This is a genomic window from Streptomyces sp. NPDC001843, assembly GCF_042891955.1.
Lineage (GTDB): Bacteria > Actinomycetota > Actinomycetes > Streptomycetales > Streptomycetaceae > Streptomyces.
The window spans coordinates 321,889-334,831 of record NZ_JBIATQ010000006.1 but is presented as its reverse complement, the minus strand read 5'-3'; the positions used below and the strand labels follow the sequence as shown (position 1 = coordinate 334,831).

At 71.4% G+C, this 12,943-nt stretch carries 12 protein-coding genes; 2 read left to right on the top strand and 10 right to left on the bottom strand.

What is annotated here, in order from left to right; all coding sequences use genetic code 11:
* Nucleotides 1-135: 135 nt before the first annotated feature.
* The 10 genes from ruvB to pgsA form a co-directional block, all read right to left on the bottom strand.
* Nucleotides 136-1,206, bottom strand: a complete 1,071-nt coding sequence (ruvB, locus tag ACFYZQ_RS18105; RefSeq protein WP_389148159.1) for a Holliday junction branch migration DNA helicase RuvB — start codon at nt 1,204-1,206, stop codon at nt 136-138.
* A gap of 28 nt (nt 1,207-1,234) precedes the next feature.
* Complete coding sequence (gene ruvA, locus ACFYZQ_RS18100; protein WP_389148156.1) at nt 1,235-1,840, bottom strand: Holliday junction branch migration protein RuvA; 606 nt, start codon at nt 1,838-1,840, stop codon at nt 1,235-1,237.
* On the bottom strand, nt 1,837-2,367 hold the full coding sequence (gene ruvC, locus ACFYZQ_RS18095; protein WP_389148153.1) for a crossover junction endodeoxyribonuclease RuvC: 531 nt from the start codon (nt 2,365-2,367) through the stop codon (nt 1,837-1,839). Before ruvC ends, ruvA begins: the two co-directional genes overlap by 4 nt.
* 139 nt (nt 2,368-2,506) lie before the next feature.
* Nucleotides 2,507-3,259, bottom strand: coding sequence for a YebC/PmpR family DNA-binding transcriptional regulator (locus ACFYZQ_RS18090; protein WP_389148150.1), 753 nt, complete (start codon nt 3,257-3,259; stop codon nt 2,507-2,509).
* A 75-nt stretch (nt 3,260-3,334) separates the two neighbouring features.
* A complete protein-coding gene (gene pdxT, locus ACFYZQ_RS18085) occupies nt 3,335-3,940 on the bottom strand; it encodes a pyridoxal 5'-phosphate synthase glutaminase subunit PdxT (protein ID WP_389148148.1) in 606 nt (201 codons plus the stop codon).
* Nucleotides 3,941-3,970: 30 nt separating this feature from the next.
* Nucleotides 3,971-4,819, bottom strand: coding sequence for a pyridoxal 5'-phosphate synthase lyase subunit PdxS (gene pdxS, locus ACFYZQ_RS18080; protein ID WP_202430709.1), 849 nt, complete (start codon nt 4,817-4,819; stop codon nt 3,971-3,973).
* Between the two features lie 192 nt (nt 4,820-5,011).
* Nucleotides 5,012-5,554, bottom strand: a complete 543-nt coding sequence (locus ACFYZQ_RS18075; protein WP_389148145.1) for a hypothetical protein — start codon at nt 5,552-5,554, stop codon at nt 5,012-5,014.
* A gap of 288 nt (nt 5,555-5,842) precedes the next feature.
* On the bottom strand, nt 5,843-7,009 hold the full coding sequence (locus ACFYZQ_RS18070; protein ID WP_389148142.1) for a glycosyltransferase family 4 protein: 1,167 nt from the start codon (nt 7,007-7,009) through the stop codon (nt 5,843-5,845).
* On the bottom strand, nt 7,006-7,914 hold the full coding sequence (locus ACFYZQ_RS18065; protein ID WP_389148139.1) for a phosphatidylinositol mannoside acyltransferase: 909 nt from the start codon (nt 7,912-7,914) through the stop codon (nt 7,006-7,008). The genes ACFYZQ_RS18070 and ACFYZQ_RS18065 overlap by 4 nt, the downstream gene beginning before the upstream one ends.
* Nucleotides 7,911-8,594: a phosphatidylinositol phosphate synthase gene (gene pgsA / locus ACFYZQ_RS18060; protein WP_389148136.1), complete on the bottom strand. Its 684-nt coding sequence runs from the start codon at nt 8,592-8,594 to the stop codon at nt 7,911-7,913. The genes ACFYZQ_RS18065 and pgsA overlap by 4 nt, the downstream gene beginning before the upstream one ends.
* Before the next feature lie 282 nt (nt 8,595-8,876).
* On the opposite strand from pgsA, the gene ACFYZQ_RS18055 reads away from it, so the two are divergent.
* Together ACFYZQ_RS18055 and ACFYZQ_RS18050 are read left to right on the top strand one after the other, a co-directional pair.
* Complete coding sequence (locus ACFYZQ_RS18055; protein WP_389148133.1) at nt 8,877-11,072, top strand: elongation factor G-like protein EF-G2; 2,196 nt, start codon at nt 8,877-8,879, stop codon at nt 11,070-11,072.
* A gap of 209 nt (nt 11,073-11,281) precedes the next feature.
* The gene (locus ACFYZQ_RS18050; protein WP_389148130.1) at nt 11,282-12,928 is read left to right on the top strand and encodes a hypothetical protein; all 1,647 of its coding nucleotides are present in this window, start codon (nt 11,282-11,284) and stop codon (nt 12,926-12,928) included.
* Nucleotides 12,929-12,943 lie beyond the last annotated feature (15 nt).

The following is a 12,943-nucleotide window of genomic DNA, read 5'->3' as shown; positions in this document are numbered from 1 at the left end:
AGGGCGGCCTGGTATTTGGGGGTTGGGTCGGCGCCGCCCGCGAAGGCGGCATCGGCGGAGTCTAAGCGAGTCCGCGTGCATGGAACAACGCTCAGCATGGCACCTGGGTTCCTCCCCCCGCCAATGCCCTCGCCGTCACGCCCCGAACAGGTCCTGTTGTCCGTTTCCTGTGGCCCCGGAGCGGGGCGGGGTGAGGCCGAGATGCGCCCATGCCGCGGGCGTGGCGACCCGCCCGCGCGGGGTACGGGCGAGCAGGCCCTCGCGTACCAGGAAGGGCTCGGCGACCTCTTCGACGGTCTCCCGCTCCTCCCCCACCGCGACGGCCAGCGTGGACAGGCCGACCGGGCCGCCGCCGAACAGCTTGAGCAGGGCCTGCAGGACCGCGCGGTCGAGCCGGTCCAGGCCGCGCGCGTCGACCTCGTACACGGCGAGGGCCGCCGCGGCGATCTCCCGGGTGATCAGCCCGTCCGCCTTGACCTGCGCGTAGTCCCGCACCCGGCGCAGCAGGCGGTTGGCGATGCGGGGCGTGCCCCGGGAGCGGCCGGCGATCTCGGCGGCGCCGTCGGGTTCGACCTCCACGTCGAGGAGGCTCGCGGAGCGGTGCACGACGCGCTCGAGCTCGGTCGGCTCGTAGAACTCCATGTGCGCGGTGAAGCCGAAGCGGTCGCGCAGCGGGGGCGGCAGCAGGCCCGCGCGCGTGGTGGCGCCGACCAGCGTGAACGGGGGCAGTTCGAGGGGGATGGCGGTGGCGCCGGGGCCCTTGCCGACGATGACGTCGACCCGGAAGTCCTCCATCGCCATGTAGAGCATCTCCTCGGCGGGCCGGGACATGCGGTGGATCTCGTCGAGGAAGAGGACCTCGCCCTCCTGGAGGGAGGAGAGGATCGCGGCGAGGTCGCCGGCGTGCTGGATGGCGGGGCCGGAGGTGATGCGGATGGGGGCGCCCATCTCGGCGGCGATGATCATCGAAAGGGTGGTCTTGCCGAGGCCCGGGGCACCGGAGAGCAGGACGTGGTCGGCGGTCGCTCCACGCGCGCGTGCGGCGCGCAGGACGAGGTCGAGCTGCTCGCGGACCTTCTCCTGACCGATGAACTCGTCCAGGTCCTTGGGTCGCAGGGCGGCCTCGACGGCCTGGTCCTCGCGGTCGGCGACAGAGCCCACCAGCCGCTCGGAGGCGGCGGGGTCGGTCGTGTCGTCCCAGTTCATGTGGTGTGCCTCGGGGTGGTGTGGGGGATCAGCGGGCGCGGTTCAGGGTCTGCAGGGCCGCCTTGAGCAGCTGGCCGACCTGCGGGGTGCCCCCGGCGGCCTCGGCCTGCGGGGCCACGGCGGTCACCGCCTCGTCGGCCTCCCGGGTGGCGTACCCCAGGCCGATGAGCGCGGCGTGCAACTGGTCGCGCCAGCCCTGGGTGACGGGTGTGCCCATCGCGGGGGCGCCGATCGGCTCGCCGAGCCGGTCCTTCAGTTCCAGCAGCAGCTTCTGGGCGCCCTTCTTGCCGATGCCGGGGACGGCGGTCAGGGCCTTCTCGTCACCGGTGGCGACGGCCCGGCGCAGCGCGTCCGGCGTGTGCACCGCCAGCATCGCCTGGGCCAGTCTGGGGCCGACCCCGCTCGCGGTCTGCAGCAGCTCGAAGACCTGGCGCTCGTCGTCGTCGGCGAAGCCGTACAACGTCAGGGAGTCCTCCCGGACGACCAGCGAGGTCGCCAGCTTGGTCTGTTGGCCGGTCCGCAGTCCCGACAGGGTGTTGGGAGTGCACTGGACGGCGATGCCGATGCCGCCCACCTCGACCACCGCGGAGTCGGGGGCGAGGGCGGCGACCGGTCCGCTCACGAAGGCGATCATCCCGTACGGCCTTTCGATGTGTGCAGGGCGACGGCCTGCTGGAGTCGGTTCTGCGCGGGGGCCCGCCAGATGTGGCAGATGGCGAGCGCGAGGGCGTCGGCGGCGTCGGCGGGCTTGGGCGGTGCCGTCAGCCGCAGCAGACGGGTGACCATGGCGCCCACCTGCGCTTTGTCGGCGCGCCCGCTGCCGGTGACGGCGGCCTTGACCTCGCTGGGGGTGTGCAGGGCGACGGGGATGCCGCGGCGGGCGGCGCACAGCATGGCGACGGCGCTCGCCTGGGCGGTGCCCATCACGGTACGGACGTTGTGCTGGCTGAACACCCGCTCCACGGCGACGAACTCGGGCCGGTGTTCGTCCAGCCAGGACTCGATGCCCTGCTCGATGGCGACGAGGCGGTGTCCCAGCTCGGCGTCCGCGGGCGTCCGCACGACCCCGACGCCCACCATGGTGAGCGGGCGCCCCGCAACCCCTTCGACGACGCCGACGCCACACCGGGTCAACCCGGGGTCCACCCCCAGTACGCGCACGCGCCCTCCCTCTCGATCTCGCCCGGCTTCGCTGGGCGGTACCCCCAGTTCGTGCAGGCTATCGGGTGCCACTGACAACGGCGGCGGGCCGGGGGACGTGTCCCCCGGCCCGCCGAAACGCGCTGAGCCCGCGGCAGCGTTACGCGTCGACCTTCTCCATGACCTCGTCGCTGACGTCGAAGTTGGCGAAGACGTTCTGCACGTCGTCGCTGTCCTCGAGGGCGTCGATCAGCTTGAAGATCTTCCTGGCGCCCTCCTCGTCCAGCTCGACCTGCATGGTCGGGACGAAGTTGGCCTCGGCGGAGTCGTAGTCGATGCCGGCGTCCTGCAGGGCGGTGCGGACCGCGACCAGGTCGGTGGCCTCGCTGAGCACCTCGAAGTTCTCGCCGAGGTCGTTGACCTCCTCGGCCCCCGCGTCGAGGACGGCGGCGAGGACGTCGTCCTCGGTCAGCTCGCCCTTGGGGACGATGACGACGCCCTTGCGGTTGAACAGGTAGGACACCGAACCAGGGTCGGCCATCGAACCGCCGTTACGGGTCATGGCGACGCGGACCTCGGAGGCGGCGCGGTTGCGGTTGTCCGTGAGGCACTCGATGAGCACCGCGACGCCGTTCGGGCCGTAGCCCTCGTACATGATCGTCTCGTAGTCGGCGCCACCGGCCTCGAGACCGCCACCGCGCTTGATGGCGGAGTCGATGTTCTTGTTGGGGACCGACTGCTTCTTGGCCTTCTGGACGGCGTCGTAGAGGGTCGGGTTGCCCTCGAGGTCGACGCCGCCCATGCGCGCCGCGACCTCGATGTTCTTGATCAGCTTCGCGAAGAGCTTGCCGCGCTTGGCGTCGATCACGGCCTTCTTGTGCTTCGTCGTGGCCCATTTAGAGTGGCCGGACATCTGCCTGTCTCCTTCGCGTAACCCATCCTGTACGAACTCCCCCGGGCGGACCCGGGAGGTTAACCCCCGGAGATCCTACAAGGACTCGGATGCCCGGGTGGCGCGCACCATGTCGACGAAGTGCGCGTGCACCCGGTGGTCGCCGGTCAGCTCCGGGTGGAACGACGTGGCCAGCGCGTTGCCCTGGCGGACCGCCACGATGTGGCCGTCGTGCTCGGCGAGCACCTCGGCGTCGGCGCCGACGGACTCGACCCAGGGGGCGCGGATGAAGACGCCCTCCACAGGGTCTCCGTCGATGCCCTTGACGTCGACGGCCGCCTCGAAGGACTCGTTCTGCCGGCCGAAGGCGTTGCGGCGCACGATCATGTCGATGCCGCCGATCGTCTCCTGGCCCGAGCGCGGGTCGAGGATCTTGTCGGCGAGCATGATCATGCCCGCACAGGTGCCGTAGACGGGCATGCCGTCCCGCACGCGCGCGCGGAGGGGTTCCATCACGCCGAAGAGGACGGCGAGTTTGGAGATGGTCGTGGACTCACCACCGGGGAGGACGAGACCGTCGACCTCGGCGAGTTCTTCGGGGCGCCGCACCGGCCTGGCCACGGCATCCGCCGCGGCCAGGGCGATGAGGTGCTCCCGTACGTCGCCCTGGAGGGCCAGGACGCCTACGACAGGAGTGTTCATGGGTGATTACCTGGTGCGCTTCGGGGGCGATTACCAGCCGCGGTTGGCGTAGCGCTCGGTCTCGGGGAGGGTGTCGCAGTTGATGCCGACCATGGCCTCGCCGAGGTTGCGGGACGCGTCCGCGATGATCTTCGGGTCGTCGTAGAAGGTCGTCGCCTTCACGATGGCGGCGGCGCGCTTGGCCGGGTCGCCGGACTTGAAGATGCCGGAGCCGACGAAGACGCCCTCGGCGCCGAGCTGGCGCATCAGCGCGGCGTCGGCCGGGGTGGCCACGCCACCGGCGGAGAAGAGGACCACCGGGAGCTTGCCGAGCTCGGCGACCTCCTTGACGAGCTCGTACGGGGCACGCAGCTCCTTGGCCGCGGCGTAGAGCTCGTGGTTGTCGAAGCCCCGCAGGCGGGCGATCTCGTTCTTGATCTGGCGCAGGTGGCGGACGGCCTCGACGACGTTGCCGGTGCCGGCCTCGCCCTTGGAGCGGATCATCGCGGCGCCCTCGGCGATGCGGCGCAAGGCCTCGCCCAGGTTGGTGGCACCGCAGACGAAGGGGGTGGTGAACGCCCACTTGTCGGAGTGGTTGACCTCGTCGGCCGGGGTCAGGACCTCGGACTCGTCGATGTAGTCGACGCCGAGGGACTGCAGGACCTGGGCCTCGACGAAGTGGCCGATGCGGGACTTGGCCATGACCGGGATCGAGACGGCGTCGATGATGCCCTCGATCATGTCCGGGTCGGACATGCGGGCCACGCCGCCGTCCTTGCGGATGTCGGCCGGGACCCGCTCCAGGGCCATGACGGCGACGGCGCCCGCGTCTTCGGCGATCTTCGCCTGCTCCGGCGTGACGACGTCCATGATCACGCCACCCTTGAGCTGCTCGGCCATGCCGCGCTTCACGCGGGCGGTGCCGGTCTCCGGGGACTGCGCGGAGTTGGGGATCGTGGTGGACACGGGTGACCTCACTCGTTGGGCAGAGGATTTGGTGCAGCATTGAGGAAACGCCGCCGGACCAGTCCACAGCAAGGGCCAATGGCAAGCCGGTGGATCATTTTCGAACGCTCCCTGAACATCCGGAGGCTAGGCGGCCCGCTCCACCAGGGCCGTCGGCGGCTCGTCGTCCATCTCGAAGGCCAGCGGGAACGGCGCGTGCCCGGCCAGCCGGAACCACCGGACCTTGCGGTGCTCCCGCAGCCTGCGCGCCGCCCCGACCGCGTCGTTGTGGAACCGGCGTGCCATCGGAACCCGGCGCACGGCCTCGGTGAGCTCATGTGCCGCCGCCTCTCCCCCGGGGGCCTCGCGGACGGCCTCGACCTGCTGGGGGTCCGCGAACACCGCCCGCAGCGCCTGGCTCAGCTCGCTCTCGGCGACCTCCCGCTGCTCCTCCTCGGCCTGGCGGGCGGCGTGGGCGGCCTCGTAGAGCACGATCGAGGCGGCGGGGTCCAGGACCCCGGAGGTGGCCAGTTCCTGGGTCACCGAGGCCCGCCGCAGCAGCTGGGCGTCGAGCGCGGCGCGTGCGGCGTCGATGCGCGCGTGCAGCCGGTCCAGGCGGCCCGCGGTCCAGCTCAGGTACAGGCCGATCGCGACGAGCGCGACGAGGATCCAGATGAGTGTTGCGGTCACGGGCGGCAAGGCTACCGGGGCGCTCCGCTGGGGGTCGCGGGGTGTCGTGCGGGGCGTTGTCGTGGCCGTCGCCGGGGGCTGCCGCCCCCAGACCCCCGCTGTGGCCTGAACGGCCTCGTCCTCAAACGCCGGACAGGCTGATAATGCCGAGATCGGCTGAGAGCCGGACAGCGCCTTGCCATCGCCGTCACTGGGGGCTGCCACCCCCAGCCCCCCTTCGGCCTGAACGGCCTCGTCCTCAAACGCCCGACGGGCTGATCATGCCCGGACCGGCTGAAAAGGCGCGGCTCAGTCCCGCGCCGCGAGGCCGAACCGTGCGCGCAGCCCCGTGGTTCGTTCGTCCGCCGCCACCGCCGCCGCGCCCGCTGTCACCGTCTCGTACACCGACAGGATGTCCGCGCCGACCGTCGACCAGTCGAAGCGCCGTACGTGCACGCTGCCCCGTTCCCGCAGTTCGGCGCGGCGTGCCGGGTTCGCGAGCAGGCGTAGCGCCGCGGCGGCGAGGGCGTCGGCGTCCTCGTTGGGGAACAGTTCGCCGGCCGCGCCCTGGTCGAGGACCTGGGCGAAGGCGTCCAGGTCGGAGGCGAGGACGGGGGCGCCCGCCGACATGGCCTCGACGAGGATGATGCCGAAGCTCTCGCCGCCGGTGTTGGGCGCGACGTACAGGTCGACGCTGCGCAGGAAGCGCGCCTTGTCCTCGTCGCTGACCATGCCGAGGAACTCCACCCGCGAGCGCAGTTCGGCGGGGAGGGATTCGACCGCCTCCTCCTCGTCGCCGCGGCCGGCCACCAGCAGCCGGGTCTGCGGGCGTGCGGCGAGGATCTTCGGCAGGGCCTTCATCAGCACCGGCAGGCCCTTGCGGGGCTCGTCGATGCGCCCGACGAAGCCGATGGTGTCGCCCTGCCACTCGGGGTTGGGCTCGGCCTTGGCGAAGAAGTCGACGTCGACACCGTTCGGGATCACCACCGCGTCGCCGCCGAGGTGCTCGACGAGCGTGCGGCGGGCGTACTCGCTCACCGCGATCCGTGCGCTGATCTTCTCCAGTGCGGCCTGCAGGATCGCGTACGCGGCGATCATCGCGCGGGAACGGGGGTTGGAGGTGTGGAAGGTGGCCACGATCGGGCCGGACGCCGCCCAGCAGGTCAGCAGGCCCAGCGACGGTGAGGTCGGCTCGTGGATGTGGATCACGTCGAACGCGCCCTCGTGCAGCCAGCGCCGCACCCGGGCCGCCGAGAGGAAGCCGAAGTTGAGTCGGGCCACCGAGCCGTTGTACGGCACCGGCACCGCGCGCCCGGCCGAGACCACGTACGGCGGCAGCGGGGTGTCCTCGTCGGCGGGGGCGAGCACGGAGACGTCGTGGCCCAGGCGGATGAAGTACTCGGCCAGGTCCCGGATGTGGAACTGGACGCCGCCCGGCACGTCCCAGGAGTACGGGCAGACGATGCCGATTCTCACGGCGTTCCCTTCGCGGGGTCGAGGTCGGCGAGCCACAGCCGTTGCAGCATGTGCCAGTCCTCCGGGTGGTCGGCGATCCCCGAGGCGAAGGCGTCGGCCAGCGCCTGTGTCATGACGGACGTCTTCTCGGCCCGCGTGCCCGACTCGGGCACCTCGACCGGGGGATGGACGCGGCCCCGCATGACGGGCGAGTCGTCGTACCAGAGGGTGACGGGCAGCAGGAGCGCCCCGGTCTGCTGGGCGAGCAGGGCCGGCCCGGCGGGCATCCGCGCGCTCTCGCCGAAGAAGGTCACCTCCACGCCGGAGGCGGACAGGTCGCGGTCGGCGACCAGGCAGACCAGGCCGCCGTCCCGCAACCGCCTGGCCAGTGTGCCGAACGCGGAACCGCCGCTGTGCGGCAGCACCTCCATGCCGAGGCCCTCCCGGTAGGCGACGAACCGGTCGTACAGCGTCTCCGGCTTCAGTCGCTCGGCGACCGTCGTGAACGGGATCTCCAGCTTCGTGGTGACCCAGGCGCCGGCCAGGTCCCAGTTGGCCAGGTGGGGCAGCGCCAGGACGACGCCCCGGCCCGCGGCGAGACCGTCGGTCAGGAAATGCAGGTCCTTGGGGTCGAAGCCGGCCTTGATCCGATCGGCGCTCCAGGCGGGGAGCCGGAAGGACTCCATCCAATAGCGCAGATACGAACGCATGCCCGCCCGGGACAGCTCGGCAAGGCGCTCCGGGGTGGCGTCCGGCACCACGCGCGCGTAGTTGCTCTCCAGCCTTCGCACGCCCTTGCCGCGCTGTTTCCAGGCGAGGTCGGCGATGGTCCGGCCCAGCCGTACGGCGGCCGGCTCGGGGAGCGTCTTCACGGTGCTCCAGCCCAGCCCGTACAGGGCGTCGGACAGTCGCTCCCCGGCGCTCACTGCGCCGCCTCGCTCCCCTGGGAGGCGTTCGCGCCGTCCGCTCCGGCCTCCGCCTCCGCCTCGGCGGACTCCCGGCGGACCGTGACGACCCGCTGGATCAACGTGACCAGGCTGCCGACCGCGACGATCCACAGGGCGACCGGCAGCAGGTACTGGATGCCCGGGACGCCGAACTTGTGCAGACCCGCGAGCCCGGCCGCGACCAGTGAGACCACCAGCCGCTCGGCACGCTCGACGAGCCCGTTCACCGCGACCGGCAGCCCGATCGACTCGCCTCGCGCCTTGGTGTACGACACCACCTGGCCGCTGGCCAGGCAGAAGATCGACACCGCGCACAGGACGTTGTCGTTGCCCAGGCCGGCGTACCAGAGGGCGAAGCCGCCGAAGATCGCGCCGTCGGCGACCCGGTCCAGCGTGCTGTCCAGGAAGGCGCCCCAGCGGCTCGAGCGGCCCAGCTGGCGGGCCATGTTTCCGTCGACCAGGTCCGAGAAGACGAACAGCGTGATGACGATCGTGCCCCAGAAGAACTCGCCCCTGGGGTAGAAGACCAGCGCGCCCGCGACCACTCCGGCGGTGCCGATGAGCGTGACCGTGTCGGGGCTGACGCCCCGCCGGATGAGAAACGCGGCGAACGGTGTGAGGACACGCGTGAAGAATGCACGCGCGTACTTGTTCAGCATGGCCTTCCCGACGGTCGGTGTCGCCGCGGCCCCTGCTGGCCTCCGGCTGGCCCATCGTAGTCACGCGCGCGCGTGGACGACCGCCGGGCACCCGCACCCGGTGACCGGATCGGGTACTGGCTCGCAACCGCTCCCCGACGGGGCGATGGGCGTCCCTCGTATGGACGCAGCGTGACGGGAGTGGAAAGCTCGAAGGACCGCGGGCGTCGCCGGAGCCGCCAGTGCACGCGGTGCCGCGTGTCCGCGCCCACAGTGACCTCACCGTGCACGGGAGGCAAGGCCATGGGCGACAAGGCGCACACACACCCCGGGGCCGCCGGCAGGGCTACGGCGGCCGACCACCCCGCGTCCGTACGGAATGTGGTGCTGGTCGGCCACTCCGGATCGGGCAAGACGACTCTGGTGGAGGCTCTCGCGCTGACGGCGGGAGCGGTGAACCGGGCGGGCCGCGTGGAGGACGGCGGCACCGTTTCCGACTACGACGACATCGAGCACCGGCAGCAACGCTCGGTACAGCTCTCCCTCGTACCCGTCGAATGGGACGGGTACAAGATCAATCTCCTCGACACCCCCGGATACGCCGACTTCGTCGGGGAGCTCAGGGCCGGTCTGCGCGCGGCGGACGCGGCCCTCTTCGTCGTCTCGGCCTCGGACGGGGTGGACGGCTCGACCCGGATGGTGTGGGAGGAGTGCGCGGCCGTCGGCATGCCGCGCGCCATCGTGATCACCCATTTGGAGGCAGCGCGCGCGGACTTCTCGGAGATGACCCGGGTCTGCGCGCAGGCGTTCGGCGCCGACGACCCGGACGCCGTGCTCCCGCTGTACCTGCCGTTGCACGGCCCGGAGGGGCCCGACGGGCACGCGCCCGTGACCGGACTGACCGGGCTGCTGTCGCAGAAGCTGTTCGACTACTCCTCCGGTGAGCGCAAGGAGTCGGAGCCGGGCGAGGACCAGTTGCCGGGGATCGAGGAGGCCCGCAACCGGCTCATCGAGGGGATCATCTCCGAGAGCGAGGACGAGACCCTCATGGACCGCTACCTCGGCGGTGAGCAGGTCGACGTGAAGACGCTGATCGAGGACCTGGAGCGGGCCGTCGCGCGCGGCGCCTTCTTCCCCGTCCTGGCCGCCGCCCCGGCGGCCGAGGGCGCCAGGCAGGGCCTCGGCACGGTGGAGCTCCTCGAGCTGATCACCGGTGGGTTCCCGACCCCCCTGGAGCGGGAGCAGCCCCTGGTCACCACTCCCGAGGGGCAGCCTCGCGAGCTGAAGGCGTGCGACCCCGCCGGACCGCTGGTCGCCGAGGTCGTCAAGACCTCCTCGGACCCCTATGTCGGCCGGATCTCGCTGGTCCGCGTCTTCTCCGGCACCCTGCGCCCCGACGAGACGGTGCACGTCTCCGGGCACGGGCTGGCCGACCGGGGTCACGAGGACCACGACGTCGACGAGCGCGTCGGCGCCCTGTCGACGCCGTTCGGCAAACAGCAGCGCCCGGTCACCCACGCCGTCGCGGGCGATCTCGCGTGCGTGGCCAAGCTGAACCGCGCCGAGACCGGGGACACCCTGTCCGCCAAGGACGACCCGCTGCTGATGGCACCGTGGGAGATGCCGGACCCGCTGCTCCCGCTCGCCATCCAGGCGCACAGCAAGCCGGACGAGGACAAGCTCAGCCAGGGCCTGTCCCGGCTGGTCGCCGAGGACCCGACCATGCGGCTGGAACAGAACCAGGACACCCACCAGGTGGTGCTGTGGTGCCTGGGCGAGGCGCACGCGGACGTCGCGCTGGAGCGGCTGCGCAGCCGGTACGGCGTCCAGGTCGACGTGGTGCCGCACAAGGTCTCCCTGCGGGAGACGTTCGGCGCCAGGGCGGCCGGGCGCGGGCGGCACGTGAAGCAGTCCGGCGGGCACGGCCAGTTCGCCATCTGCGAGATCGAGGTGGAGCCGCTGCCCGGCGGCTCGGGCATCGAGTTCGTGGACAAGGTGGTCGGCGGTGCCGTGCCGCGGCAGTTCATCCCGTCGGTCGAGAAGGGCGTACGGGCCCAGGCGGCCAAGGGGGTCGCCGCCGGATATCCGCTCATCGACGTCCGGGTCACGTTGCTGGACGGAAAGGCGCACTCGGTGGACTCCTCCGACGCCGCGTTCCAGACGGCGGGCGCGCTCGCCCTGCGGGAGGCCGCAGCCGACGCGAGGATCCATCTGCTGGAGCCGGTCGCCGAGGTCACCGTGCTGGTCGGCGACGACTACGTGGGCCCGGTGATGAGCGACCTGTCGGGGCGGCGCGGCCGGGTGGTCGGCACCGAACAGGTGGGCACCGGGCGAACTCTCGTGCGGGCCGAGGTGCCGGAGATCGAGATCGGCCGCTACGCGGTCGACCTGCGGTCCCTCTCACACGGCACCGCCCGTTTCAGCCGGTCCTACGTGCGGCACGAACCGATGCCGCCGCAGATCGCCGAACGCGTCCGCGAGGAAGCCAAGGACGGCTGAGCGCGCCCTGGAACCGCCGCGCCCCTGCGGGCGCTGCCCCGTCGGCGGGCGGCTTCGGCCGTCCGCCGACGGATGTCGGTGCCTGCCGATACGCTGGTGAGGTGATCAACACGCAGACACGTGATCACCATGTGTCCTGATCAACAGGTGTGCGGACCAAGGAAGTCGGGAAGGCCGCAGGAGCGGGGCCGCGGCGATCGGGGGCGGGAATGTCGGTGGGAACGGAGTGGGACGGGCCACAGGTGCCCATCTCGGGCGACGAGAGCCAGGCGGCGACGTTCGCCCTGGCCTCGGCGGCCTACCGGGACAGCGATGTCACGGACATACTCAAGGCCAACGGCGAGTGGCACGAGTCGACCGTCAAGGACGGTGTGTTCTCCCTGCTCAAGCCGAATCTCGGTGAGGCGTTCTCCCGGTCCGTGGTCGACCGCATGCTCGCTCCCGGCCGCGCCGCGCTCATCCAGTCGTTCGGCACCGAACCCCAGGTCGTCGTCGAGCACTGCCTCGCGGCGAACACCATCCGCCGGGACCGCGACAACCGGCTGACCGCCGTGATGGTGCTGTGCGGCCTGCTCTTCCTGCCCGGACTCCTGGTCTGGCTGCTCGTTTTCCAGATCCGCTCCACCATCGCCAAGCTCAACGACAGGCGGGCCGGCGCCCTGGGCACCACCCTGCTCGTGGCGGTGGGCGCGCTCGCCGCCCTCTTCCTGGTGCGCATGCCGTTCCACGGGTTCTGGGCCTGGTACGGACGCGCGGCGGCGGTGGCCCCGGTGCTGGGCTGGTTCTGGGCCAAGCGCATCTGCGAGCAGACCGCCCATGACCTGCGTGGACGCTGGGCCGGTCTGCTCGCCGGCAGCAGCGTCGGCGCCAAGATCCCCGAGTCGGTCCCCAGCAGCCCCGCTCAGACCGCCGCCGAGCAGCTGCGCCAGTCCTTGGCCAAGCTCAGCGCCGAACAGCAGTCGAACTCCGTCTTCTACGCCGGGCCGAAGGGCATACTCGGCATGGGCACCCGTTGGGGCGCCTGGCAGCTCGCCGAGGACCTGGTCCCGGCCGACCCGGCCCGGGAGATCCATCCGTTCCGCAGCTGGGACGTCATCCGCGCCATCCACGACCAGCTGAGCCTGCTGGAGCGCGGCCCGCTGAACACCGGAGGCTTCCCGAAGCCCTCGATACGGCACTGGATCGTCACGCCGATCGGCGAGAACGCCACGGCCGTCTCCCGGCCGGAGGGCACCGACGTCGAGGCGTACCAGGTCAAGTCGCACGCCATACAGGACATCTGCAACAAGCAGCAGTTCGGCAGCGGCGACCGGCACTACCTCGGGGTCCAGTGGACACTGTGGGACGGCCAGCTGATCATCACCATGCTGATCACCGTGACCGTGCTGCACGAGACGCTGCGCATCGAGGTGACGGGGCATGCGCTGGGGCCGGTGCACTCCCTGTTCACCTCGAAGCCGGAGGCGCCGACGAAGTCGGTTCCGAAGTCCCTGAAGCCCTGGGAGTCGCGCACGATCAAGCTGCCGCTGGTCGACGCCGACGAGGTGGTACGGCTCACCGCGCGAGCGCCGCTGACCTGGTACCCGCCGCTGCTGAACTGGCTCGGCGGCACGCTGGCGCTGCCCGAGCCGTTCGGGCTGCGGCATGTGTGGGCGGACAAGCCGTGGCGTCACCGTTTCATGGCCGACGACGCACTGCGCGCCGCCACGCCGGTCCTGCGGGTGGTGCACTCGGCGGCGATCCGGGTGCTGCGCGAGAACGGCGTGGACGTGGAGAAGTTCGGGGCGCGGTCGGCGTTCCTCAGTGGTCAGGTGCAGGACCCGACGCCGAAGAAGGCGGATCTCTACGAGGCGTAGTCCCTGGGGGCAGCC